Origin of the sequence: Neorhizobium alkalisoli (assembly GCF_007829835.1) — a bacterium.
Classification (GTDB): domain Bacteria; phylum Pseudomonadota; class Alphaproteobacteria; order Rhizobiales; family Rhizobiaceae; genus Neorhizobium.
This window is the reverse complement of record NZ_VIWP01000003.1, coordinates 855,787-881,433: the sequence shown is the minus strand read 5'-3', so window position 1 is coordinate 881,433 and position 25,647 is coordinate 855,787. Positions and strand designations below refer to the sequence as shown.

22 protein-coding genes and 1 tRNA gene are annotated in these 25,647 nt (G+C 60.8%); 13 read left to right on the top strand and 10 right to left on the bottom strand.

The genetic code is table 11. The features are described 5' to 3' along the window. Positions 1 to 130: 130 nt before the first annotated feature. From pal to glmM, 5 genes are all read left to right on the top strand, one after another. Positions 131 to 661 (top strand): peptidoglycan-associated lipoprotein Pal, encoded by a 531-nt coding sequence (gene pal / locus FHW37_RS15175; protein WP_145637814.1) that lies wholly within the window; start codon positions 131 to 133, stop codon positions 659 to 661. A 185-nt stretch (positions 662 to 846) separates the two neighbouring features. After that, on the top strand, positions 847 to 1,905 hold the full coding sequence (gene ybgF / locus FHW37_RS15170; protein WP_145637813.1) for a tol-pal system protein YbgF: 1,059 nt from the start codon (positions 847 to 849) through the stop codon (positions 1,903 to 1,905). Positions 1,906 to 1,924: 19 nt separating this feature from the next. Then, entirely contained in the window at positions 1,925 to 3,313 is a 1,389-nt protein-coding gene (gene tilS / locus FHW37_RS15165) for a tRNA lysidine(34) synthetase TilS (protein WP_145637811.1), read from the top strand. Positions 3,314 to 3,415: 102 nt separating this feature from the next. Beyond that, positions 3,416 to 5,350, top strand: coding sequence for an ATP-dependent zinc metalloprotease FtsH (ftsH, locus tag FHW37_RS15160; protein WP_145637809.1), 1,935 nt, complete (start codon positions 3,416 to 3,418; stop codon positions 5,348 to 5,350). Between the two features lie 264 nt (positions 5,351 to 5,614). Beyond that, the gene (gene glmM, locus FHW37_RS15155; protein WP_145637808.1) at positions 5,615 to 6,970 is read left to right on the top strand and encodes a phosphoglucosamine mutase; all 1,356 of its coding nucleotides are present in this window, start codon (positions 5,615 to 5,617) and stop codon (positions 6,968 to 6,970) included. Positions 6,971 to 7,141: 171 nt separating this feature from the next. On the opposite strand, the gene FHW37_RS15150 is transcribed toward glmM, so the two are convergent. From FHW37_RS15150 to FHW37_RS15135, 4 genes are all read right to left on the bottom strand, one after another. Continuing rightward, complete coding sequence (locus FHW37_RS15150) at positions 7,142 to 8,977, bottom strand: glycoside hydrolase family 15 protein (RefSeq protein WP_246690778.1); 1,836 nt, start codon at positions 8,975 to 8,977, stop codon at positions 7,142 to 7,144. 111 nt (positions 8,978 to 9,088) lie between these two features. Continuing rightward, positions 9,089 to 10,723 carry a GMC family oxidoreductase gene (locus FHW37_RS15145; protein WP_145637806.1) on the bottom strand — a complete coding sequence of 545 codons (1,635 nt, stop codon included), beginning with the start codon at positions 10,721 to 10,723 and terminating at the stop codon, positions 9,089 to 9,091. Between the two features lie 13 nt (positions 10,724 to 10,736). Continuing rightward, on the bottom strand, positions 10,737 to 11,264 hold the full coding sequence (locus FHW37_RS15140; protein WP_145637804.1) for a sugar dehydrogenase complex small subunit: 528 nt from the start codon (positions 11,262 to 11,264) through the stop codon (positions 10,737 to 10,739). Between the two features lie 46 nt (positions 11,265 to 11,310). Then, on the bottom strand, positions 11,311 to 12,813 hold the full coding sequence (locus FHW37_RS15135) for a c-type cytochrome (protein WP_246690777.1): 1,503 nt from the start codon (positions 12,811 to 12,813) through the stop codon (positions 11,311 to 11,313). 264 nt (positions 12,814 to 13,077) lie between these two features. Between FHW37_RS15135 and FHW37_RS15130 the strand changes: the two genes are divergently transcribed. After that, a complete protein-coding gene (locus FHW37_RS15130; protein ID WP_145637803.1) occupies positions 13,078 to 13,977 on the top strand; it encodes a LysR family transcriptional regulator in 900 nt (299 codons plus the stop codon). Positions 13,978 to 14,173: 196 nt separating this feature from the next. After that, positions 14,174 to 14,998, top strand: a complete 825-nt coding sequence (locus tag FHW37_RS15125) for an outer membrane protein (protein WP_145637801.1) — start codon at positions 14,174 to 14,176, stop codon at positions 14,996 to 14,998. Between the two features lie 114 nt (positions 14,999 to 15,112). Here FHW37_RS15125 and FHW37_RS15120 read toward each other — a convergent pair whose 3' ends face one another. After that, complete coding sequence (locus FHW37_RS15120; protein ID WP_145637800.1) at positions 15,113 to 15,850, bottom strand: hypothetical protein; 738 nt, start codon at positions 15,848 to 15,850, stop codon at positions 15,113 to 15,115. A gap of 325 nt (positions 15,851 to 16,175) precedes the next feature. Between FHW37_RS15120 and FHW37_RS15115 the strand changes: the two genes are divergently transcribed. The 3 genes from FHW37_RS15115 (at position 16,176) to FHW37_RS15105 (ending at position 20,354) form a co-directional block, all read left to right on the top strand. Then, positions 16,176 to 17,354 (top strand): phosphoserine transaminase, encoded by a 1,179-nt coding sequence (locus tag FHW37_RS15115; protein WP_145637798.1) that lies wholly within the window; start codon positions 16,176 to 16,178, stop codon positions 17,352 to 17,354. An 87-nt stretch (positions 17,355 to 17,441) separates the two neighbouring features. Next, complete coding sequence (gene serA, locus FHW37_RS15110; RefSeq protein WP_145637796.1) at positions 17,442 to 19,037, top strand: phosphoglycerate dehydrogenase; 1,596 nt, start codon at positions 17,442 to 17,444, stop codon at positions 19,035 to 19,037. A 255-nt stretch (positions 19,038 to 19,292) separates the two neighbouring features. Beyond that, the gene (locus FHW37_RS15105) at positions 19,293 to 20,354 is read left to right on the top strand and encodes a Tim44 domain-containing protein (protein WP_145637794.1); all 1,062 of its coding nucleotides are present in this window, start codon (positions 19,293 to 19,295) and stop codon (positions 20,352 to 20,354) included. Here FHW37_RS15105 and FHW37_RS15100 read toward each other — a convergent pair whose 3' ends face one another. Beyond that, positions 20,355 to 20,756: a DUF1810 domain-containing protein gene (locus tag FHW37_RS15100; RefSeq protein WP_246690795.1), complete on the bottom strand. Its 402-nt coding sequence runs from the start codon at positions 20,754 to 20,756 to the stop codon at positions 20,355 to 20,357. Between the two features lie 138 nt (positions 20,757 to 20,894). On the opposite strand from FHW37_RS15100, the gene FHW37_RS15095 reads away from it, so the two are divergent. From FHW37_RS15095 to FHW37_RS15085, 3 genes are all read left to right on the top strand, one after another. Further along, entirely contained in the window at positions 20,895 to 22,013 is a 1,119-nt protein-coding gene (locus tag FHW37_RS15095) for a mechanosensitive ion channel family protein (RefSeq protein ID WP_145637792.1), read from the top strand. A gap of 415 nt (positions 22,014 to 22,428) precedes the next feature. After that, positions 22,429 to 23,625 carry a tRNA 2-thiouridine(34) synthase MnmA gene (gene mnmA / locus FHW37_RS15090; protein ID WP_145637790.1) on the top strand — a complete coding sequence of 399 codons (1,197 nt, stop codon included), beginning with the start codon at positions 22,429 to 22,431 and terminating at the stop codon, positions 23,623 to 23,625. A 146-nt stretch (positions 23,626 to 23,771) separates the two neighbouring features. Further along, positions 23,772 to 23,848: transfer RNA gene (locus tag FHW37_RS15085), tRNA-Met, on the top strand. Positions 23,849 to 23,960: 112 nt separating this feature from the next. Here the strand turns inward: FHW37_RS15085 and FHW37_RS34490 are convergent. The 4 genes from FHW37_RS34490 to FHW37_RS15070 all read right to left on the bottom strand — a co-directional run bounded on the left by FHW37_RS34490 (position 23,961) and on the right by FHW37_RS15070 (position 25,480). Continuing rightward, complete coding sequence (locus FHW37_RS34490) at positions 23,961 to 24,092, bottom strand: hypothetical protein (protein ID WP_281407254.1); 132 nt, start codon at positions 24,090 to 24,092, stop codon at positions 23,961 to 23,963. A gap of 178 nt (positions 24,093 to 24,270) precedes the next feature. Next, positions 24,271 to 24,507: a DUF4189 domain-containing protein gene (locus FHW37_RS15080; protein ID WP_186458260.1), complete on the bottom strand. Its 237-nt coding sequence runs from the start codon at positions 24,505 to 24,507 to the stop codon at positions 24,271 to 24,273. Between the two features lie 129 nt (positions 24,508 to 24,636). After that, entirely contained in the window at positions 24,637 to 25,104 is a 468-nt protein-coding gene (locus FHW37_RS15075) for a hypothetical protein (RefSeq protein ID WP_145637786.1), read from the bottom strand. Positions 25,105 to 25,264: 160 nt separating this feature from the next. Continuing rightward, entirely contained in the window at positions 25,265 to 25,480 is a 216-nt protein-coding gene (locus tag FHW37_RS15070; protein ID WP_145637784.1) for a hypothetical protein, read from the bottom strand. Positions 25,481 to 25,647 lie beyond the last annotated feature (167 nt).

Here is a 25,647-nt window from a genome sequence, read left to right as displayed (position 1 = left end):
TATTCTGCGTGGAAAGGGCGAAATTGGGACGCCGGTACACTTCATTAACCATAAGCATTTGATCATGGTTAACCGAAACCGGTTAGAATCTGGCAACTCTGAAAGTTTACTGATCAAGGAGAGACCGGCCATGAGCCGTACCGTTACCCCGGCGATGAGCCGCATGCAGACCCTCGCACGCAATCCTGCCGTTATCGCGCTCACGCTGGCGCTGGCGCTTGCCGGCTGCGCCAACAAGAAGAACCTGCCGAACAATGCAGGTGATCTCGGCCTCAACGGCGGCGCTGCAACGCCGGGCTCGCAACAGGACTTCACGGTCAATGTCGGCGACCGCATCTTCTTCGATACCGACTCGACCTCGATCCGCGCAGACGCTCAGCAGACGCTCGACCGTCAGGCTCAGTGGCTTGCCCGTTATCCGAAATATGCAATCACCGTCGAAGGCCATGCCGACGAACGCGGCACCCGCGAATACAACCTTGCTCTCGGTGCGCGCCGCGCTGCCGCTGCCAAGGAATATCTTGCTTCGCGTGGCGTTCCGGCCAACCGCATGAAGACGATCTCCTACGGCAAGGAACGCCCGGTTGCAGTTTGCGACGACATTTCCTGCTGGTCGCAGAACCGCCGCGCCGTTACCGTTCTCGGTGGTGCCGGCATGTGATCTGCCATCCGGCGATACATGAAATCTTGGTAAGAAAGGGCGGCCTTCTGGTCGCCCTTTTGTTTTTTCCTTAGTTTGGCCCTGTTTCCCGAGATTTTGATAGCTGGTTGGTTGCAATTTCGGCCCAGTTGTAAAAATCTCCTCGCGCGCCATCCCGGCGCAAATCAGAGAGCAGGACGGACGACATGAAGAAAATTGTCTTGGCAGCGATGCTGGGGCTGGCTGTGATGACGAGCCCGGCTGGGGCGTTCTCGCTGCCGAAACTCTTCCAGAACGATCAGAGCACTGCTCAGCAACAGCCGTCGGTGAAGGATGCGCCGGTGGTGCTTGCACAGCAGAGCAATGATGCTGTCCGTATCCAGCAGCTCCAGGAAGAAGTCCGGCAACTCAATGGCCGGATCGAGGAAATGAGTTTTCAGCTGCTGCAGATGCAGGAGCAGATGCGCAAGACGCAGGAAGATAACGAATTCCGCTTCCAGGACCTGGAAAAGCAGCCGAAGAAGAAAAGCGATTTGGGCGACACGACCGGGCAACCGGCCGTGGCGGCCAATCGCCCCTCGGCCAATTCCGGCTCTGCCACCCCGCCGGCGTCGAGCGGCGACGATGTGGCGCGCATCATCGATGCGCCGACAACCGACGGCATGGGTGAACCCCAGCCCTCGACCGGCAGCCGCTCGGCACCGCCGCCAACCACGCTCGGTTCGATGGATTTCGACCAGAACGGCAATCCGCGCGGTGCGACCCGCAACGACAATGCCAAGAATTCCTCAGGTCTGCCCGGTGTCACGACCGGCGCTGCCCCGGCACGCCCTGCCGGCACCGCGCCCGCTTCGCAGGACCCGCAACAGACAGCCTCGCTCGGTAGCGAGAGCGACAGCTACAAGATCGCCTATGACCATGTTCTTTCGGGCGACTACCAGCTCGCAGAGAAGGAGTTTTCCGGCTATCTCGCAAGCTACCCGAAGAGCGCGCGCGCGCCTGATGCCAGCTTCTGGCTCGGCGAAGCGCAGTTCTCGCAGGGGAAATACAATGAGGCGGCGAAGACCTTCCTCAACGGGCACCAGAGCTACGGCAAGTCGGCAAAGGCGCCGGAAATGCTGCTGAAGCTCGGCATGTCGCTTGCCGCACTCGACAATACCGAGACGGCCTGCGCGACGCTGCGCGAAGTGCCGAAGCGTTATCCGAATGCCTCGAAGGCTGTTCTCGGCAAGGTGACCAGCGAAGAAAAACGGCTGTCCTGCTGACGGGTGCCGAGGCGCCGTTGTGACCTCCATTTCCCAATCGTCGTCGATTTCGCCTGAGCAGGCGATCGACGACCTTCTCTCAAGGATCGAGCGGCCCGCAAGGCTGCTCGTTGCCGTTTCCGGCGGCAGCGATTCGACCGGGCTGTTGATTTCTTTGTGGCGGAAGGCTCGTTCTGCCGGGGATGTCGAGGTTCTCGCGGTCACCGTCGATCATGGCCTGAGGCCGGAAGCAGCCGGCGAGGCCGAGGGCGTTGCAGCGCTCTGCCGCTCCTACGGCATTCACCACGTCATTCGCAGATGGGAAGGCGAGAAGCCGGTATCCGGTGTTTCTGCTGCGGCACGGGACGCCCGTTATCGGCTTTTGATCGAGGTGGCGGATGAACTCTCTGCCACCGCCGTCCTGACCGGGCACACGCTCGACGACCAGATCGAAACGGTTGCGATGCGCACGGCCCGCAGTGACCGGGATGACAATCTCGGCCTTGCCGGCATGGCACCGGCCGTCCTGCTCGATCGCCGGACATGGCTGTTGCGGCCTTTTCTCGATGCGCGGAGAGCGGATATCCGTACCTTCCTCACCAGCGAAGGCATTGCCTGGATCGATGATCCGAGCAATCTCGACAGCCATTACGAGCGGGTGCGGACCAGGCTGGCGATTGCCGATCAGTCCGCCTCGATAGCAATGCCGGATAAGGCGGCCATCGCAGAAGCTGCCGGCCGCCGTGCCAGCCTCTCGGAGGCGGCTGCGAGGCTTGCCGTGCATCACCTGACGATCCGCCATGGCGTATTGGCGCATCTGGCGCCGGAAGCGCTGTCCGCTGAGCCGCCGGTTCTCCGCCATCTGCTCGCCATGCTCGGCGCCGTGCTCGGGGGGAGGGCGCATGGGGCGAAAAGCGTTTCCATGGACAAGGTGATGGCCATGCTCGCGCTCGGTGAGCCCGGCAGGATTACGGCCGGCCGGGTTATCTTCGACCGCCGCCGCGACGGGCTTTTCGCAGCGCGGGAAAACCGGGACCTCTCGTCGCTTCATGTTGCTCCCGATGTGATGACCGTCTGGGACGGGCGCTACCGGATCCACAACGGTCTGGACCGCGAGGTGATCGTCGGGGCCGAGCCTGCGGACAGAGGTCAGGCCATGGCTCTTTTCCCCGAGGCGCCGCCTGCTGTTGCGCTGCGTGCAATGGCGGTGATGCCGCGTCTGGTGATTCTCGATGACAAGAGGATAGAGCAAGTCATTGCCGGCCAAGAGGAGGTTGGGGCGGCGAAGGTCGTGGTCGAGCCGATCCTTGCTCCCTTCGACCGCTTTTTGCCGCAGTTCGACCTTAGTCTTGCAACCGAGTTTGCCGTTTTGCTCGGATGCGACCATTTTCCCCGGCTGCCAATTAAGGTTTCCATACGGAAAAGCTAGTCTCGATCACCGGCTTACCTTGGCAAGGACGAGCGGCACTCCTATGTTAACGGCAAGCAGAGGCGGTCGCCAAAAAAGCAGGCCGCGCAGTCGGGGAGTTCGATGAACCCAAATTTTCGTAATTTTGCCCTCTGGGCTATCATAGCCCTCTTGCTGATCGCTCTGTTCAGCATGTTCCAGACGGCGCCTTCGCAGACCAGCTCACGGGAAATTCCCTATTCGCAGTTCCTGCGTGATGTGGATTCCGGGCGGGTGCGTGACGTCGTCGTGACGGGCAATCGTGTGCTTGGTACCTATGCCGAGAACGGCTCCAATTTCCAGACCTATTCGCCGGTCATCGATGACACGCTGATCGAGAAGCTGCAGGCGAAGAACGTCTCGATCATGGCTCGTCCGGAGACCGACGGTTCTTCCGGCTTCCTCAGCTATCTCGGCACGCTGTTGCCGATGCTGCTGATCCTCGGTGTCTGGCTGTTCTTCATGCGCCAGATGCAGGGTGGCTCGCGCGGCGCGATGGGCTTTGGCAAGTCGAAGGCCAAGCTTCTGACGGAAGCGCATGGCCGCGTGACGTTCGAAGACGTTGCCGGTGTCGACGAAGCCAAGCAGGATCTGGAAGAAATCGTCGAATTCCTCCGCGATCCGCAAAAGTTCCAGCGCCTTGGTGGCCGTATTCCGCGCGGTGTCCTTCTCGTCGGCCCTCCGGGCACGGGTAAGACTTTGCTCGCCCGCTCGGTTGCCGGTGAAGCCAACGTGCCGTTCTTCACGATTTCCGGTTCGGACTTCGTTGAAATGTTCGTCGGCGTCGGTGCAAGCCGCGTCCGCGACATGTTCGAACAGGCCAAGAAGAATGCGCCCTGCATCATCTTCATCGACGAAATCGACGCCGTCGGTCGCCATCGTGGCGCCGGTCTCGGCGGCGGTAACGACGAACGCGAGCAGACGCTCAACCAGCTGCTGGTCGAGATGGACGGCTTCGAAGCGAACGAAGGCATCATCCTGATCGCTGCGACCAACCGTCCCGACGTTCTCGATCCGGCGCTGCTTCGTCCGGGCCGTTTCGACCGTCAGGTCGTTGTGCCGAACCCGGATATCGTCGGCCGCGAGCGCATCCTCAAGGTTCATGCCCGCAATGTTCCGCTGGCGCCGAATGTCGATCTGAAGACGCTTGCCCGCGGTACGCCCGGCTTCTCCGGTGCCGACCTGATGAACCTCGTCAACGAAGCTGCCCTGATGGCTGCGCGCCGCAACAAGCGCCTCGTCACCATGGCCGAGTTCGAAGACGCCAAGGACAAGATCATGATGGGCGCGGAACGCCGCTCGTCCGCCATGACCGAAGCCGAAAAGAAGCTCACCGCCTATCACGAAGCCGGCCACGCCATCACGGCGCTCAAGGTCGCGGTTGCCGATCCGCTGCATAAGGCGACGATCATTCCGCGCGGCCGTGCGCTCGGCATGGTCATGCAGCTGCCGGAAGGCGACCGCTACTCCATGAGCTACAAGTGGATGGTGTCGCGTCTCGTCATCATGATGGGCGGCCGCGTTGCCGAGGAACTGACCTTCGGCAAGGAAAACATCACGTCCGGTGCATCCTCGGATATCGAGCAGGCCACCAAGCTTGCCCGCGCCATGGTCACCCAGTGGGGTTTCTCCGACGTGCTCGGCCAGGTCGCCTATGGTGAAAACCAGCAGGAAGTCTTCCTCGGTCACTCTGTTTCGCAGTCGAAGAACGTCTCCGAGGCAACTGCCCAGAAGATCGACAACGAAGTGCGCCGCCTGATCGACGAGGCCTATACCGAAGCCCGCCAGATCCTCACCGATTACCACGATGAATTCGTGGCGATTGCCGAAGGCCTGCTCGAATACGAGACGCTGTCGGGTGAGGAAATCAAGGCGCTGATCAAGGGCCAGAAGCCGGCTCGCGATCTCGGTGACGATTCGACCCCGAGCCGCGGTTCGGCCGTGCCTTCGACCGGTTCCAAGAAGGACGAGCCGAAGGGTGGCGAGCCCGAAAGCGGTCTGGAGCCGCAGCCGCACTGATCTTGTGCCGCTTGTGACACTGCAATCTTGAGAAAGGCCGCCGGTCCGAAAAGCCGGCGGCCTTTCGGTGTATATTAGCGCTTTATTTTTGGTAACGGGATATAAGCCATTTTGACGCTAATTTATGTGCTGGCACTGGTGAACTGTGGCAAGAGCCGGGAAATGGCCTTGCATTCCACGCAATAGACGGGGCCATGCAATAGAAGCGGGTTTGATCCCCGCACAAGACCGCGCCGATGGCGGCGCGATGACCAAGGAGTTTTTATGGCACGCCGTTATTTTGGGACTGATGGCATTCGCGGACATTCCAACATCTTCCCGATGACGCCGGATCTGGCGATGCGGGTCGGGATCGCGGTCGGGACCATGTTCCGCAACGGCAATCACCGCCACCGCGTCGTGATCGGCAAGGATACGCGCCTGTCCGGCTACATGCTGGAAAACGCCATGGTGGCGGGTTTTACCGCTGCGGGCCTCGACGTCTTCCTGCTCGGCCCGATCCCGACGCCGGCCGTCGCCATGCTGACGCCGTCGCTGCGCGCCGATGTCGGCGTGATGATTTCGGCCTCGCACAATCCTTACGAAGATAACGGCATCAAGCTGTTCGGTCCGGACGGCTATAAGCTCTCCGACGAACTGGAAAGCCAGATCGAGGATCTGCTCGACAAGGACATGCAGGCGCAGCTGGCCAAGTCGGCCGACATCGGCCGCGCCAAGCGCGTCGAAGGCGACATCTATCGCTATATCGAGCATGTGAAGCGCACCCTTCCGCGCGATGTGACCCTGCATGGCCTGCGGGTTGCGATCGACTGCGCCAATGGTGCCGCCTACAAGGTCGCGCCGCTGGCGCTGTGGGAACTTGGTGCCGAAGTGGTGACGATCGGCAACGAGCCGAACGGCACGAATATCAATCTCGATTGCGGTTCGACTGCGCCGGAACGGCTGCAGCGCAAGGTGCATGAAGTGCGCGCCGATATCGGTATCGCGCTCGATGGCGATGCCGACCGCGTCATCATCGTCGACGAACGCGGCGAGATCGTCGATGGCGACCAGCTGATGGCCGTCATTGCCGAAGGCTGGGCCGAGGACGAAAAGCTGCGCGGCGGCGGCATCGTTGCGACCGTGATGTCCAATCTCGGCCTTGAGCGTTTCCTCAAGGGCAAGAAGCTCGACCTGCATCGCACCAAGGTCGGCGACCGTTATGTCGTCGAGCATATGCGCAACCACGACCTCAATGTCGGCGGTGAGCAGTCCGGCCATATCGTGCTTTCGGATTTCGGCACGACCGGCGATGGCCTCGTCGCAGCCCTGCAGATTCTTGCGCGCGCAAAACGTCTCGGTAAGCCGGTCAGCGAAGTCTGCCGCCGCTTCGAGCCTGTGCCGCAGCTTCTGAAGAATGTCCGCTTCTCCGGCGGCAAACCGCTGGAAGATGCCGTCGTGCAGCAGGCGATCGCCGATGCGGAAGCGGAACTGGCGACCAAGGGCCGCCTTGTCATCCGCCCTTCCGGCACAGAGCCGCTGATCCGCGTTATGGCGGAGGGCGACGACCGGGCTCAGGTGGAGCGGATTGTCGACGGGCTGGTGGATGTGATCGCCAACGTGCGGACGGCTGCTGCTTAAGCGGGGCTGTCTCTTAGCTGATCTCCAGATTTGCCCCTCACCCTAACCCTCTCCCCGCTTGCGGGGAGAGGGGACTTGCCCTGATTGAGCCGATGAGCAAGCGGCATTTGCCCTTCTCCCCGCAAGCGGGGAGAAGGTGCCGGCAGGCGGATGAGGGGCAGTGGCCGCCCTCTACGGCCGCCACTGGCTGAATTTTCCGTCCAACGCGCCGTCGAGATAGAACGCGGCGCTGATCAGCGCCAAATGCGTAAAGGCCTGCGGAAAATTGCCGAGAAACTCGCCGCGGGTGTCGAATTCCTCTGCGTAGAGCTGCAGGTGGTTGCCGAACAGAAGCAGCTTTTCCATGTTGATCCGTGCCTCTTCGAGCCGGCCGGCGCGGGCGAGGCATTCGACGAACCAGAAGGAGCAGGCGGCGAAAAAGCCTTCGTCGCCGTCCAGTCCGTCCTCGCGCTTGTAGCGCATGACGAGACTGTCGTCGGCGAGCTTGTCGGAGATCGCGTCGAGCGTTTTCAGCCAGGCCGGGTCGGTGGCGCTGATGAAGCGCACGAGCGGCATCATCAGCATCGACGCATCAAGGTCCCTGCCGCCCTTGCAATGGACGAAATGGCCGAGTTCCTCGTTCCAGAAGTTGGCCCAGATATCCTCGCTGATCGCATTGCGCGCCTCGATCCAGCGGCCGAAGGGGGCGGCGAGCGAGCGTTTATCCGCAAGGCGAATGGCGCGGTCGACAGCAACCCAGCACATCAGCCGGGAATGCAGGTGTTCCTGCGGTTCACTGCGCACTTCCCAGATCCCGGCATCGACATCCTGCCAGACCTCGCAAACCCGATCGACGACTTTTCGCACGCCGTTCCAGTTGTCGTGCGAGATGGCCTCGCCGTATTTGTTGCTGATATAGATCGTATCGAGCAGCTCGCCGTAGATATCGAGCTGGATCTGGTCGACCGCGTTGTTGCCGACGCGGACCGGTCGCGCGCCGCCATAACCCGAGAGGTGATCGAGCGAGATTTCTTCTTCCATGCGGCTGCCGTCCAGCGCGTACATGATCAGCATGCGGCCCTGTCGCGCGGCATCGGTGCGGTCGGTGATCCAGTGGGTGAAGGCATTGGCCTCTTCCAGATAACCGAGCCGCATGAGTGCATAGACGGTGAAGGAGGCGTCGCGGATCCAGGTGGCGCGATAATCCCAGTTTCGCTCGCCGCCCGGCGCTTCCGGCAGGCCGAACGTTCCGGCGGCGGCGATCGATCCGAATTTTTGCGAGGTGAGCAGTTTCAGGACCAGCGCCGAGCGGGTGACGGCCGAGCGCCAGCGGCCCTTGTAGCTTGAGCGCCTTGCCCAGCGCTGCCAGTAATCGATCGTTTCGTGCAGGATGCCGTCGATGGCCTGTTTGTCCGGCACGTCACCATCGCTGCAATCGAAGAACAGATCGAGCGTTTCGCCGGCCTTGAGGGAAAATTCGGCGGTGACGCCGCCATCTTCCTTCTTGAGTTTGACGGCTGCGGAAAGCCGCAGCGTGAAGTCACCGCAATCGAAGAATGCCTCTCCGCCCTTGAGATGCACCTTCGGTTTGTTGCGCGCATAATCGAAGCGCGGCCAGCAGCGCAGCTTGAAGGAGACTTCGCCGCGGGTGACGGCGACGCGACGGATCAGCAAGGAGGGCGTATCGTCATCCTTCGGAAGCGGCATGAAATCGACCACTTCGGCGCTTGAGCGCTGGCCGAGCCAGCGGGTGAGCAGCACGTTGCTTTCCGGAATATACATCTGCAGCGGCCGGGCGCTTTCGATCTGCGGCACCAGTTCGAAGGCGCCGCCTTTTTCAGGGTCGAGCAGGGCTGCGAAAATGCTGGGGCTGTCGAAGTACGGCCAGCAGAGAAAATCGATTGCGCCATCTGTGGCGACCAGCGCCATGGTCCGGAGATTGCCGACGACGCCGTGATCGGCGATCTGGCGGGGGACATCGAACTGGCGGGCGGCGGATTTGCCGACGTCGTCTTTGCGGTGTTTCAAGAGAAGCCCTTTCGCATGGAAGGTTTTAACGCCCCGAAGGGCGATCGGTTTCCATGCGAAAGGGGGGAATGAAGAGATCGTGATGCCGGGCGCCGCGGCGCCCGGATGCGATCAGACTTCTTTGAGCAGCTGTTCGGCGATGCGCACGCTCAGCGCCGCACCGGTCAGCGTCGGGTTCATGCAGGTTGCCGACGGCATGACGCTGGTGCCGGCAATGAACATGTTCTGGTGGTCGTGGGTGCGGCAATCGCGGTCGACGACCGAATCCTTCGGGTCGTCGCCCATGCGTGTCGTGCCCATGACGTGCTGGCGGTTCTGCCATTTCACGTCGGTCGACAGGACTTCGGCATCGAGCAGTTCTGCGATCTTGTTGAGGTCCTGCAGGCCGCGGTCACGGCCGGCATTCCAGTAATCGGTGACCGAATAATAGAGGACCGGAACCGGGATGCCGACCGAGTCGAACTTGGTCTTCGACGGGGTGACGCGGTTTTCGGCGAGCGGCAGTGGTTCGAAGTCGATCGCCCAGTTGAGCGAGCGGGCCGAATATTTGCGGATCTCGGCGTCCAGCTTGGAGCCCAAGATGCCCTTCTTGATGAACCCTTCGGTCATCTGCGCGGTCGGCACGGTGTTGCGCACCTTGATCTTGTAGCTCGGGTAATCCTTGCGGAAAGCACCGTCGCGCTGGTTCAGATAGACCAGAAGTTCGGTCGGGCCTTCGCCCGGCCACATGTCTTCCTTGGTCAGCATGTTCATGCTGATGCCGGTATGGTCCATCAGGTTGCGGCCGACCTGGTCCGAAGAGTTGGCGATGCCGTTCGGATATTTGTCGGAGGTCGAGATCAGCAGAAGCTTGGCCGATTCGATGCCGTAGGCGGCGAGGACAAAATACTTTGCCGTCAGCCTATGCTCGGAATTGTCCGGCTTCTTGTACCAGATCGCAGTGATCTTGCCGTCGTCGCCGGCTTCGATCTTGTAGACGGGCGAGTTGTCGAGCAGCTTGGCGCCATGGCGTTCGGCTTCGTCGATATGCATCGAGCCGTCATACTTGGCGCCGATCGGACAGACCGGGTTGCAGTTGTTGTTGCCGGCGCAGATCGGGCGGTTGCCATAGGGGCGCGAGGCGCGGCCATGCGGCTCGAGAACCGGGTTGAAGCCGCCGACCAGCAGCTTTTCCGTCAGCTTGTCGAACATGTAGCTGGTGTTCAGCTGCTTCATCGGGAAGGGCATGGAGCGGGGCGGCATCGGGCCGCCGCCCTGACCGCTTTCGTCCTGGCCGTCGGTGCCGGTAACGCCCAGTTCCAGTTCGGCCTTGTTGTAATACTGTTCGAGGTCGTCATAACCGATCGGCCAGTCGCGGCCGCGGCCGTACAGGGTCTGGATCTTGAAGTCGTTAGGGATCATGCGCCACAGCGCCGAACCGAAGTGCCAGGTCGTGCCGCCGACGACACGCAAGTAGGACGTGTTGTATTTGACCGGGCCTTCGTATTGCAGATAGTCGCCATAGGTTGACGGCGCGTGCGGCAGGCTCGGGAAGGGGGAGCCGGCGCCCTGCAGTTTTGCATTGGCGAGCGACAGTTTGACCGGGGCGTTGCGATAGGTCTCGACGATCTCGCGACGATCGACACGCGGGCCGGCTTCCAGAATGATGACCTTCTTGCCGGCCTTGGCCAGCGTTGCACCGACGATCCCGCCCATAACGCCGGAGCCGATGACGATCACGTCCGCATCATATGCGTCATTTGCCATTGTCGTCTTCCTATCAAATCTTGCTGTCTGGCTTCGGTCCCCAGGCGTTCGGGCCCGGGCCGTAGCTTGGAATGGTCAGGATGCCTTTGGTCGGCCGATACATCAGCGACTCGGCATAGGTGATGAGTTCCGCGTCTTCCGGTTCGCCGACGACGCCGAGATACCAGGCGGAGACGATCTTGGTTGCGGTCTTCATCAGGGCCGGATCGGCCTTCAGGGCAAGGAACCCGTCCATATTGGCGACGCCCGACTGCTTGATGACCTGCTGAAGTGCCGCCATGTCGGCCTTCAGGGTGGCGTTGCGCTTGGCAAGTGCGGTCAGGAACCGGCCGCCGAGAACCGGATCGAGCTTGTAGCCGGTCAGGAATTCGGAGAGCTGGGTAAAGTCCTGGACGTCATTGTCCGCAGCGGCGGCGGACAGGGGTGCGGCAAGGCTCGAAAGCACTGCCAGTCCGCCGACCGCGACGGTGGCGCGCAGGAGGTCGCGCCGGTGGAGAGGGAGGCCCGTCAGGGAGCCGGAATTATGGGTGTCGATTGGCATTGCTGATATCCTCGATGAGGTCGTCAGAATTGAAAGGGTTTGCGGGTCAGGCGTGTGCGGCTTTTGGCCGGCGACGGCTGATGAGCAGGGCGATGACGAGCAGCACGATCAGGGCGGCAACGATGCCGGCCGGTACGATGAACGGAGCAACCTCCGCCAGGAACGGCTTTTCCCCACCTTCGCGAATGCGGGCGACATCGGCCGGAGTAACCTTGACCGCGGCGTTGCCGAACTGGCTCAGCACGTAATTGCTGACATCGGCAATGTCCTTGTCGGACAGCTTGTCGGTATAGGATGCGGCCGGGCCGAAGGCCGGCATGAAGGTCGGCACGTTATCGACGGTGCGGCTGACGCCGAACAGGATGGTGGCGACCAGGTTATCCGGACGATCCGCACCCGTTGCCGTGTTGTGGAACAGCGACGGATAATGCTTGTTGCCGCCGCCGTCGTTCTGGTGGCAGGTGGCGCAGCTGCCGCTGAACACGTGGAAACCGTTTTCATCCAGCCCCTGGCCGGGCAGGCCGCGCAGAGTGGCTTCGGCGACCGACGGGTTGTCGATGGCGTAACGTGGCGTCGTTTCACCGGAAGCGATCGGCTTGACGTCGCGCAGATAGGTGACCATCGCCTTGATGTCGTCGTCGTTCAGGTGCTGGAGGCTGTTCTCGACGGCTTCTGCCATCGGGCCTGCTGCCTGCGCCTTGCCGGCAACATGGCCGGTCTTCAGATATTGGGTCAGCTCTGCGTCGGACCAGCCGCCAATGCCGCTTGTCTTGTCGGAGGTGATGTTCGGTGCGTACCAGGAGCCGATCGAGCCACCGGACAGGGCCTCGCTGCCGGATTCGGCCATGAAGACGTTACGTGGCGTGTGGCAGGTGCTGCAGTGCTCGAGCGCTTCGGCAAGATAGGCGCCGCGGTTCCACTCGGCCGATTTCGAGGCATCCGGCTTGAAGCGGCTGTTGTCGAGGAACAGCAGGTTCCAGGCGGCCATGGAGGTGCGGATCGAGAAGGGGAAGGGCAGTTCGGTCTTCTGCGGAACGTGATCGACCGGCCTCACCTCGTTCATGAAATACGCGTAGAGCGCATGCATGTCCTCGTCGGAAATCTTTGCATAGGCCGTGTAGGGCATGGCCGGATAAAGATGGCTGCCATCCTTGGCGACGCCTTCGCGCACGGCGCGGGCGAAATCGGCTTCGCTGTAATTGCCGATGCCATCCTGCTTCGACGGGGTGATGTTGGTGGAAAAGATCGTGCCGAGCGGCGATTCGATGCCATAGCCCCCGGCAAAGGGAGTACCGCCATGCGGGGCGGTGTGGCAGGCGGCACAGTCGGCAGCGGTTGCGAGATAACGTCCCTTGGCGATCAGCTCTGCGGAAGCGGCCGATGCATCCTGGGCCGCGCTGGTGCCTGGAATGGCTGCCAGCGCGGAAAGACAGAGAAGCCCGAGCGCCAGGGGCTGGGAACAGTGCGAGAGAAGCTTGGCAGCAAGGGAACGCCTTGCGGAGCGCCGGGAGGAGGAAGCGGGCATCATCGACGTGCTTTCATCAAGCATGAACAATTCGTTAAATCGAACCCACACGCTCCTCCTCGTGCACGCTGATCCATGTCGTCACGACACCGGCTGATCACATCGAAGAAAAAGCCGAAAATCTTGTCGAAAACGACTGATATTGCTCTATAGGGTCAAATCAGAGCCGACCCTACTCTGTGTCGATGTGTCGCGAGCGCGACTTGACACAGGTCATACGCGGCGAAATCGTGTCTCGGAAGTCGGTTTATTCTACAAGCTGATTTCACGAAAAGTGAAAGGCCTTTCATGAAATTCGACCTGACGGATTTGCGGATATTTCTCGCGGCAGTGGATGGCGGCAGCTTGACGGCCGCCGCCGCCCGCAACAATATCGTGGTGGCCGCCGTCAGCGCGCGGCTGCGACGGCTGGAGGAAGGGTTCAAGCTCGAACTGTTCGAGCGGACCGGCCGCGGCATCAAGCCGACGCTTGCCGGCGATATTTTGGCACGGCATGCCCGCCGGCTGGTCGAGGAGGCGCGGCGGGTCGAGACCGAGCTCGATGGTTTCGCCGATGGTCGCCGGGGCCGGGTGAGGCTTCTGTCGAACACCAACATGCTGGCCGAACACATGCCGAAGGCGCTCGGGACTTTCCTTGCCGCCAATCCGGAGATCAGCGTCAGCGTGGTCGACAAGCCGAGTTTTGAGGTGACGGCGCTGTTGAAGAACGGCGAGGCTGATATCGGCATCGTTGCTGCGTCGGCGGACATGGTCGGGCTGGAGCGCTGGCGATTCGTGCCGGACAAGTTGGTCGTGGTCGTCGGCCGGGATTTTCCCTTGTCCGCCGAGCGCATGAAGTTTTCGCACATCCTCGATTTCCGGATGATCGGCATGCCGGAAAACGTTGCCCTGTCGCAGTTCAAGCGGCGGCTTGCGCGCGAACTCGGACGTGAGGTGGATGTGCGCATGCGGCTCGATGGTTTCGAAGGTATCTGTCGCATGGTCGAATGCAACGCCGGCATCGCGATCATCCCCGAAACGGCGGCGGTGCGGTTCGCGAAGAGCATGGAATTGCGGATCGTGCAGATCGACGAGGGCTGGGCCGACCGGGAGCTCTATCTCTGCGTCAAGAGCGAAGCACAACTGCCCGGATATGCGCGCAAACTGCTGCATCATCTGAATGAGTATGCGCAGGTTTTCGGGGCGTGATTCGCGGTATTGAGGCGCGGCGGAATTAAGGAGTAACCGGGCTCCGGCGGATGCCCGCCTGTATAGGTTGAGTAATTCCGGCAATCTTGGTTAGCAAACAGCGTTAATTTGCACTTAACCATTATCCTTCATCATCCGTTCACACGACGATGGCGGGGGAAGGTTCTGCCATGCGACACGAGCTTGGAGATGAGCCATGAAGAAGTGCTTGGCTGCCGCAACCGCGCTGCTCCTGATGGTCAGCGCTGCCCATTCCGCCGATCTTTATCAGCCGGCTCCGCCGATGATGCAGGATGCGCCTGAAGTCGAGATCCAGCAGTCGAGCGGATGGTATCTGCGCGGCGACGTCGGATATTCGTTCAACCACATGCGTGGCGCCCAGTATTATCAGGGTTCCAATTCGAACCTGGTCGATTTCGACCGTGCCTCGCTGAAGGACAGCTTTCTGCTCGGCGGTGGTGTCGGTTACCAGATCAACAACTACCTGCGCACCGACGTGACGTTCGACTATCTCAACAAGTCGGATTTCCGCGGTGGCACCAGCGGTTATTGCGGCACTGTCGCCTGCACGTCTTCCGATAAGTCCGACATGCGCGCCTACTCGATCATGGCCAATGCCTATGTCGATCTCGGCACCTACGGTTACTTCACGCCTTACGTCGGTGCCGGTATCGGTGGCTCCTACGTCAAGTGGGACAAGCTGCGCAACACGATCTGCGACGATCCGAGTGTTCCCGGCTGCTACACGACCGAGCATGGCGACGAAGGCAAGTGGCGCCTGACTTATGCCCTCATGGCCGGTGCGTCGATCGACATCACCTGCAACCTGAAGGCCGATATCGGCTACCGTTTCCGCCACATCGCTGGTGGCGACATGTTCGGCTACAACGCCAATGGCGGCCCTGGCCAGGACAAGGGTTTCGATTCGCATGAAGCCCGCATCGGCGCCCGCTACACCTTTGGCGGTTGCGACGCTCCGCCGGCCTACGAGCCGCCGCCGCAGCCGATCGTCTACAAGTGACCGCATGACCGGCGCTTACGCCGGCGAGCTGCCTGTCGGCTGCGGATGAAAGATATCTCATCGACCCGAAAATCCAGCCGGATTTTCGGGTCGAATGCTTTTCTGCGCGGCGGATCAGGCCCGTCTGTAGGCGATGTCGAACGGCTGCAGATAGATATCCTGTTTCAGCGCATAGGAGTGGAACAGGATCTCCGCATAGGTCGTATCGACATTCTGGCGGCGATACATGGTTTCGATGTTGAAGCAGAGATCCTCGAGCTTCATCATCGTGTCGCGGCCGCCCCAATAGAAGTGGTCGGCAACGCATCCCTGGGGTACGGGCTTTCCGTCGTGATAGGTCGACGGATACATGAGCTTGTCCAGTTGCGGTTCAGGAAACGGTGACATGAAGAGCATGTCGGTGCGTGTGCGGGCGATCGCGTCATACCTGATGCCGGTGCGTTCTTCATATTCCCGGATCATCTGAAGGCCCCGCCGGACCATGTAACATTGGGAATACAGCCTGTTCATCCAGACTGTCCCGTGGGATGCGGCGCGCTGGTTCGTCTTCAGCAGATCGTTGGGGCGGTCAATTTCGTTGATCGTCGGCGTCGACTGGCGAAACAGGTCGTAGGACAGGACCAGATAGTCCCTCAATCTCGGTGCAAAGAAATTCCTGATGTCGGAGCCGGCCACCTCGGCCTCGATACGGAGTTCCTCGGTCCGGTTGTGCAGGGGTCTTGCTATATCGTGGATGTCCCAAGTGGCGACGAAGACGTCTGCCTCGAAAGGGGCGAGAAGGAGGGTTTCGAAATTCTGTTTCGTTTGCTCTTTCTGACGCAAAAAGCCGGTGAAGAGGACAGCTACCTTCATAAGTTCACTCCAGAAAAGGCGTAAATCTTCGATCTCGATTGTTCTTGATGGCCTGCGCCGACTGCACAGGCCAGCTTGGCCCGCAACGCATAGGGCGCGGGGATGGAGTGAGGCTTGCTCTCGGGCTTGCTTCGAGCGGGCGCGGGATCGCGTGGCGCGGGCTGCGGTGTGTCTCACGCATCGCCCCGGTCCATCCGCGGGGCTGAAAACAAGTGAAAAAGCCGGCCGGTAAAATTCCGCCTTGCGCCTTTATTTGCTTTCCCATAAAAGCGGCGGCGGGACACTCCTCCCCAACGAGGAGCCAATTACCTGGAAGGGTATACATATGGCCACTGCCGCGAAGCCGGACGTACGTCCGAATAATGCCAATTTTTCTTCTGGCCCCTGCTCGAAGCGCCCCGGTTGGTCGCTTGACGCTCTCTCCGATGCCCCGCTCGGTCGTTCGCACCGCGCGAAGGTTGGCAAGGACAAGCTGGCTCTCGCCATCAACCTCACCCGTGAAATTCTGAACGTACCTGCGGATTACCGCATCGGCATCGTTCCTGCCTCCGATACCGGCGCCGTCGAAATGGCGCTCTGGTCGCTGCTCGGCGAGCGCGGCGTCGACATGCTGTCCTGGGAAAGCTTTGGTGCCGGCTGGGTCACCGATGTCGTCAAGCAGCTGAAGCTCAAGGATGTCCGCAAGTTCGAAGCCGGCTATGGCCTGCTGCCGAACCTTGCCGAAGTCGATTTCGACCGCGACGTCGTCTTCACCTGGAACGGTACGACCTCTGGCGTCCGCGTTCCGAATGCCGATTTCATCCCGGCCGACCGCAAGGGCCTGACCATTTGCGACGCCACGTCCGCCGCCTTCGCGCAGGACATGGACTTCGCCAAGCTCGACGTCGTCACCTTCTCCTGGCAGAAGGTTCTGGGCGGTGAGGGCGGTCATGGCATGATCATTCTGTCGCCGCGCGCTGTCGAACGTCTGACGACCTATGTTCCGGCCTGGCCGCTGCCGAAGATTTTCCGCCTCACCTCGGGCGGCAAGCTTTCCGAAGGCATTTTCAAGGGCGAAACGATCAACACGCCGTCCATGCTCTGCGTCGAGGACTATATCGATGCGCTGCAGTGGGCAAAGTCGATCGGCGGCCTCGATGCGCTGATCGCCCGTGCCGATGCGAATGCCAAGGCCATCTTCGATTTCGTCGAGAAGAACGACTGGATCGCCAATCTCGCCGTCGATCCGGCGACGCGTTCCAACACGTCCGTCTGCCTTAAGATCGTCGATCCGGCCGTGACCGCGCTCGATGCCGATGCCCAGGCGGCTTTTGCCAAGGGTGTTGTCTCGATCCTCGAAAAGGAAGGCGTTGCCTTTGACGCCGGCGCTTACCGCGATGCCCCGTCGGGCCTGCGCATCTGGGCCGGCGCCACGATCGAGGATGCCGACATGCAGGCGCTGATGCCGTGGCTGACCTATGCGTTCGAAACGCAGAAGGCCGCGCTCACCAAGGCTGCTGCCTGATCCGATCCGGATCCGATTTCGGCCTCGCCCCGTAGGCGAGGCCCTCGCATCATAAAAACATTTCCGCTCTTTTTCAGGAGGCCTCTCATGGCACCTCGCGTACTCGTATCCGACGAACTGTCGGAAACCGCCGTCCAGATCTTTCGCGATCGCGGCGTCGAAGTCGATTTCCAGCCGAAGCTCGGCAAGGACAAGGACAAGCTTGCCGAGATCATCGGCAATTATGACGGTCTTGCCATCCGCTCGGCCACCAAGGCGACGGAAAAGCTGATCGCTGCCGCGACCAATCTGAAGGTCATCGGCCGCGCCGGCATCGGCGTCGACAATGTCGATATTCCGGCCGCTTCCAAGCGCGGTATCATCGTCATGAACACGCCGTTCGGCAATTCGATCACGACCGCCGAACATGCCATCGCGCTGATGTTCGCCGTCGCCCGCCAGCTGCCGCAGGCCGATTCATCGACCCAGGCCGGCAAGTGGGAAAAGTCGAAATTCATGGGTGTCGAAATCACCGGCAAGACGCTTGGCGTCATCGGCGCCGGCAATATCGGCGGCATCGTCTGCAAGAAGGCAATCGGCCTTGGCATGCACGTCATCGCCTATGACCCCTTCCTGTCGGCTGAACGCGCTCAGGAAATGGGTGTCGAGAAGGTGGAGCTGGACGATCTGCTCGCCCGCGCCGACTTCATTACCCTGCATGTGCCGATGACCGACAAGACCCGCGGCATTCTCGGCAAGGAAAACCTCGCCAAGACCAAGAAGGGCGTCCGTATCATCAACTGCGCCCGTGGCGGTCTGGTCGATGAGGCAGCGCTTGCCGACGCCATCAAGTCCGGTCATGTCGCCGGTGCCGGTTTCGACGTGTTCGAAGTCGAGCCCGCGACCGAGAGCCCGCTCTTCGGCCTCGACAATGTCGTCTGCACCCCGCATCTCGGTGCGTCGACCACGGAAGCTCAGGAAAACGTTGCACTGCAGGTTGCCGAACAGATGTCGGATTTCCTCGTCAAGGGCGCCGTCTCCAACGCCATCAACATGCCGTCGATCACGGCGGAAGAAGCGCCGCTCCTGAAGCCGTTCATCAAGCTTGCCGACGTTCTCGGCGCCTTTGTCGGCCAGGTCACCGAGGATGCGATCAAGGAAATCGAGATCCTCTACGATGGCCAGACGGCGACGATGAACACCCGCGCCCTGACCTCGGCACTGCTGGCCGGCCTGATCCGCCCGCTGGTCGCCGACGTCAACATGGTTTCGGCGCCGATCATGGTGAAGGAAAAGGGCATCGTCCTTTCGGAAGTGAAGCGTGACAAGACCGGCATTTTCGATGGTTACATCAAGCTCACCGTCAAGACCGACACGATGACCCGTTCGGTTGCCGGTACCGTCTTCTCGGACGGCAAGCCGCGCTTCATCCAGATCAAGGGCATCAACCTTGACGCCGATGTCGGCAATCACATGGTCTATATCGCCAATACCGACGTTCCCGGCATGATCGGCTTCATCGGCACGACGCTCGGTAATGCCGGGGTCAACATCGCCAACTTCCATCTCGGCCGTGACAAGGAAGGCGGCGACGCCATCGCGCTTCTTTACGTCGACGGTCCGGTTTCGGACGAGGTACTGGACAAGCTGACCGCCAACCCGGCGATCCGCCAGGCCAAGCCGCTCGCCTTCAACGTCGACTGAGGCGAAACCAAAAATTCAAATCTCCTCCCAGGAGCCTCCAGAGCCCGGTACCGTGTGTATCGGGCTTTTTTTCTGTTTGGTCACTTTCCGGCTCAGATGGTCACTTTCCCGTGGGTTGCAATTTCAGAGCTTGGCGGCGTCTTTTTCGTCCGATATCCACTTCAGCGGGAAAAATTGCCATCCCCCCTAAAATTGCCGGGTGGCAATCTCTATATCGATGCAGAACCCGCATGGTGCGGCCACAAGGAGAAAAGAATGCTTTCGAAACTTCGGCGTTTCCAGAAACTGTTTGCGATCGCAGCGATCGGCATGGCGGTTTCGCTGACGGCCGTGGACCTGGCCGAGGCACGTCGTGCAAGCGGTGGTTCCAGTTTCGGCAGCCGTGGCACACGCACATTCTCGGCACCGCCGACGACCAGCACGGCGCCCGGTGCTGCCAACGGCATCCAGCGTTCGATGACGCCCAACACGCCGCAGAACGCAACCACGCCTTCCAACGGTTTTGGCCAGCAGACGGCACAGCAGCCGCGTCGCGGCCTGTTCGGCGGTATGGCCGGCGGTCTTCTTGGCGGTCTCGCCCTTGGCGGCCTGTTCGGCATGCTGATGGGCACGGGCTTTGGCGGTATGGGCGGCATGCTCAGCATGTTGCTGCAGATCGCGCTGATCGGTGGTCTTGCCATGCTTGCGATGCGCTTCTTCGCACGTCGTCAGCAGCAGTCGGCCGGTGGCCCGGCTTCCGGTTATAACCAGCCGAATTATTCGCAGCGTCAGTCCGACAACGGTTTTGGCGGCTCCAACGGCGGCCAGCAGCAGGGCGGCTCCTCGTTCCAGATCCCGAAGATCGGCGGCGGTGCAGCTGCCCCGGGCGGCTATAATGCCGCTCCGCGCCAGGCCGGCCCGGAAACCGACGAGATCGGCATTACCAACCGTGACCTCGGCCAGTTCGAAAAGATGCTGACGGAAGTTCAGGCTGCCTATGGTGCCGAAGACTATTCGAAGCTTCGCAGCCTGACGACGCCGGAAGCCATGTCCTACCTTGCCGAAGAGCTTGGTGAAAACGCCACAAATGGCGTCAAGAACGAGGTCAAGGACGTGAAGTTGCTGCAGGGCGATCTGGCGGAAGCCTGGCGCGAAAACGGCCAGGAATATGCGACCGTCGCGATGCGTTACTCGAGCGTCGATTATCTCAGCGACCGCAAGACCGGCGCCGTTGCCGATGGCGATCCGAACAATGCGTCCGAAACGGTCGAAGTCTGGACCTTCGTGCGCAAGCCGGCCAATGACTGGAAGGTCTCGGCAATCCAGTCTGCTGCCTGATCATTGAAGCAGCGCGGCGGTTATTTCGTCGCGCTCGCCATCGTAAAACTGTTCAAGGGCTCGCTCAAAAGGCGAGCCCTTTTGCGTGATGGCATCGAACAGCGTCATGCAGCTCTTGAATTTCATATCGTCCGGTGAGCCGAGAATGGCATGGGCGGAGAGGTTCTGGTGGGAGAGCATGATATCGGTGCATTCGAGCAGGCGTTCGCCGAGAATAGGAAAGTCGAGATAGGCCTGCGCTTCGGATCTGGAGACGATCGCAAAGCGTTGCGACATGATCGACATGCCGAGACCGGCGACCTGCGGGAAGACATACCAGATCCAGTGCGACTGTTTTCTGCCGGCGCGCAGCTCGGCAAGGACCCTGTCATAAACCGGCGCCTGCGCATCGACGAACCGCATCAGATCGAAATGAAGATTCTCCGCCGCCACGTTTGCCACCTCCGTCCGCCATTGTCCCTCATGCCATAAAGGCTCCTCAAACATGAAATTTTTGCGGCTGGCCTTTACCATGCTGCATTGCACCCTAGCTCCGAAGACATGGACCGTTTGATCGAAGAGTTTCACGCCTATACCGCCTGGCTGCCGAACTGGCTGGTCAGTATCGGTGTCATCGTCGCTGCCTTCATGGTCGGGCTGGCTATCCATCGTTTCACCTTTCGCTTCCTGACACGGATGGTGGCGAACAAGGATCTGTTCTGGCGCTCGCTTGTCTCGCGCGGGCGAAGGCCGATGCGGCTTGCCGTCCTCACCTTCACGCTGTCCTTTGCGGCGACGATTGCGCCGCTCGCCGAGCGGCCGGCGGAGGTGATCCGTCATATTCTCCTGATCGGCTTCATTCTGGTGCTCGGTTGGTCGGCGAAGGCGGCGCTGCATATCTGGATGACGGTCTATCTGCGGCGCTTCAAGCTGGACGCGGAAGACAACCTGCTTGCCCGTGCCCACGTGACGCAATCACGCATTGCCGAGCGGATCGCCGGCTTCATGATCGTCATCATTACCGTCGCTGCGATGCTGATGACTTTTCCGGCCGTGCAGCAATACGGGGTCAGCCTTTTCGCTTCCGCCGGTGTCGCCGGTATCGTGCTCGGTCTTGCGCTGCAGCCGGTGCTGAAGAACATCTTTGCCGGCATCCAGCTTGCCATCACCCAGCCGATCCGCATCGACGATGCGCTGATCGTCGAGGGGGAATGGGGCAATGTCGAGGAAATCACCTCGACCTATGTCGTGGTAAAACTCTGGGACTGGCGGCGGATGATCCTGCCCTTGTCCTATTTCATCGAAAACCCGTTCCAGAACTGGACGCGGGAAAGCTCGGCGCTGATCGGCACGGTCATGATCTATCTCGACTATTCGGTGCCGGTCACGGTGATCCGCAAGAAGGTGGAAGAGATCGCAGCGGCATCCAAACTCTGGGATAAGCGGGTGGTCGCGGTGCAGGTGACGGATTTCAAGGAAAACGTCATGGAAATCCGCATTCTCGTTTCGGCCAACAATGCGCCGAAGACCTTTGATCTGCGCTGCGAGGTTCGCGAGAAGATCATCGATTTCATCCAGAGAGAGTATCCGAACAGCCTGCCGCGGGTGCGGGCGGAAGGTGCCGCCAATCTCAACGGCAGTGCAGCCGATGCCGTGCGACAACAGGCGCTGCAGTCCTGACCGGGGTGTGGCAGCGAAAAGCCCTTAACGGATTTTCCGATATCTGATCCTTTTTTGTGGATCCTTCGCTTTTTAGTTAAATGTGATTTAATAATTGTCGGGTCTGATGGTCATGGTATTCGCGATGGGAAGGCCCGTTGGGAATACAGGGAAGTAGTCGCCGGACGCCCGCATGGATACTGTTCAGAACCTCGTACCGCTTTGCGTCTTCTTCTACGCCATCTACTGGTTTTTCCGGTGGGTGGTTTACGATATGGGCCGGGAAGAGAAGCGCTGAGCGCTTGTCCTTGCACTGGAGCCTATTCCTTTCTATATCCGGCAGAACGATGCCTGTGCGCGGACGATCCCGCGCTGAGGCAGGAGCGTCCGCAGCCCGATTATTTTCGGCGGCGAAGAGACTTTAAGAGAGTACCCCGTGAATACGCTGGATTTTGACAAGAGGCCGGAAGATACGCGCGTTGTCGTCGCCATGTCGGGGGGCGTCGATTCCTCCGTCGTGGCCGGCCTGCTCAAACGCCAGGGCTATGACGTCATCGGCATCACACTGCAGCTTTACGATCACGGCGCGGCCGTGCACCGCGCCGGCTCCTGTTGCGCCGGCCAGGATATCGACGATGCGCGTCGTGTTTCCGAAACGCTCGGCATCCCGCATTATGTTCTCGACTACGAGAAGCGGTTTCGCGAAACGGTGATCAACCCGTTCGCCGAAGCCTATGCGATGGGCGAGACGCCGATCCCCTGTGTCGCCTGCAACCAGACGGTCAAGTTCGCCGATCTTCTGGCGACCGCCAAGGAACTTGGCGCAGATGCGCTGGCGACGGGTCATTACATCCGCTCGTCTGCCAATCCCTCCGCCGACAATCCGAACCGCCGTGCGCTGTTCCGGCCGATCGATGCCGATCGCGACCAGAGCTGGTTCCTGTTTGCGACGACCCAGGAGCAGATCGACTATCTGCGTTTTCCGCTGGGCGGCATGGGCAAGGCGCAGGTGCGCGAGCTGGCGGAAGAAATGGGCCTCGTCGTCGCCAAGAAGGCCGACAGCCAGGACATCTGTTTCGTGCCCCAGGGCAAATATGCCGACATCATCGCCAAGGTGAAGCCGAACTCGGCGCTGGCCGGTGATATCGTCCATATGGACGGGCGCGTGCTCGGCCGTCACGAAGGCATTCTGCATTACACGATCGGCCAGCGCCGCGGCATCGGCGTCGCGACCGGCGAGCCGCTCTATGTCATCTATCTCGATGCCCGCTCGCGCCGTGTCGTCGTCGGCCCGAAGGAGGCGCTGGATACGCATCGCGTTTATCTGCGCGACGTCAACTGGATCGGTGACGCGGCGCTCGAGGACGACGCCCGCAACGGCTTTTCCTGTTTCGCCAAGGTTCGCTCGACCCGTCCGCCGGCACCGGCCACGGTCCATTGCGACGAAAACGGCATCTATGTCGATCTCGCCATCGGCGAAGCCGGCGTCGCGCCGGGCCAGGCCTGCGTGCTTTATTCCGCCGAAGGCGCGGATGCGCGGGTTTATGGCGGTGGTTTCATCGAGCGCTCGGAACGGGCTGCCGAGGCCGAACTGGCCTTGAAGGCCTTGCTGGCTGCGCCTGTCGCGGCCTGAGGCAAAGGGCGAGGGCAGGACGGAAATCACAAGGATTTTCATCTTCCCCGATTTTTGGCCAAAGCCTGCTTGACACTTCGGTGACACGGGTTTTATAAGCCGCTCATCAAAACGGCGGGACGATCTAACGGTCTTCCCTCCAGTGTGGCTGGGTAGCTCAGTTGGTGAGAGCGCAGGATTCATAACCCTGAGGTCGGCGGTTCAATTCCGCCCCCCGCTACCAAATTTCCCGATGATTTTCATAGGTTCTGAACGCAACGACTTGTCCAGCGTTGCGAACTGGCTTTCGAGCCGAGACGACTTGACGTCGCAAGGCAGGCCTTGGCCTGCCTGTCTTATTTCTTTTTGACCGAGCTTTCGCTGTTCTTGACCTGAGAGCCCAGAGTGGCGGCCGGGGACTTGTCGACGGCCTTGTCCTTCTTCGGCTTTCTGGCTTCCTTGTTGCTGCGTACCTGACCTTTGGCCATCGTCCTATCCTCCCGTGATGTGAAGAATTAGCCGCTTTCGGCGCGCGAATTGCAAGTGATTTCGTCTTTCACGCCATGCAGCCAGCGGCATTTTTCATCTGGTTCCGCCCGCTCGTGTGGGAAGCGGTGCGGTCAGGCCTGCAGCGGTGACGGCAGGCTTAGTCTTGCTGTCGTGGCATTACAGATCTTCGTCGCATTCGGTGATTTCGCAATCGGAATCTTCCGTGGTGCGGGCGGCGCATTCATTGAGGGCACGCTTGCGGGCGCCGTTCTCGTTGTTGAAATTGTAGCTGTAGCCGTAAGTGCCCTCGTCGGAGACGGCGATGCAGCCCCAGGCGAATGCGGTCGTGTTGGATGCGATGAAGGCGGCCGACAGCGCCACGGCGGCCAGCCCTGTCTTGAATGCGGTTTTCATGGATGTGTCCTCACAGGCCCCGAGATTGAGGCCGCAAGCAGGATAACGTTCCGCCACATGGAAACACATGGCTGGAATCGCTTTATTTTTGGGAGGATCGGCCGGTCTTTGGGAGGGCTGCGAGGACCGCTAAGGCAGAAACCTCGCCTTCATGGCGCGGAGCCAGCCGACTGCCGACAGCTTGATGCCGTCATATAAGGAGCGCGCCAGCGCCACGTAACGCATGACCCAGGCGAGCCAGCGATAGGTGAGCAGCTTTTCGCGGCCGGCATGGTAGATGCGCTCGACGATCAGGAAGGTCGCGAGATAGGCGGCAATCAGCGTCACGACGCCGATTGCCACGTGCCCGCGGGCGATGATCACCAGGGCGACCACCTTCATCGGCTCGGCGATCGCAAAGGGGAAGGCGAGAAGAAGCAGTATGGCGAGGCGGGGCAGGGTGGCGATCCAGGCTTCGAGCCGGGTGACGACGCCGAGCGTCATGATCGCATTGACGATCGGCCGGTAGGCGGGCCTCAGAATCGCTTCCACGAGCGAAACGGTAACGACGATCACCCTGACTGGCAGAGTGGCTGCCCGATACACATGTCGTTTCAAGAAACAGGCCCCGACGCAAAATTCGATAAAGGCCGCTTGTAACACGACGGATGCCGGAAAGCGTATCTTCGTTGCGCCGTCATGATGCAGCAAGCGACAGCCGGCCGTTCATGGCGAAAAGCTGCAGATGAAAGCGTCGAGGGTGTATCGATGAAAACCGTCAGTGCAGTGTCGGCACTGTCTGGTCCGATTGCGGGTGATCCGTATCCTGATCGTCACCTTGAGCAACAGGATGGGTGAGGGGCTGTTTGGAGAGATCCGAGAGGACGCCGGCCAGTTCCCGAAGCTGATTTGCGATTTCCGAGAGGGTCGTCATGGCCTGGATGGTGGCAATTTCATCGCCATCCTTGCGGTCCAGTTTTACATCGTCGCTCATTGCAGTTCCTCCTTCAGCTCCCCGAATGCAAATTAGTACTTCGTGAAGTTTCGGCAAGTGGCGATGAGGCGAGATGCTTCCGGCAACCCCCAACGGGCTATTGGCAGGCCGGCGCGCAGCGATTCCAGAGGCTCGATTTCACCGCCGGAATGGCAAGGCGTTCAAGC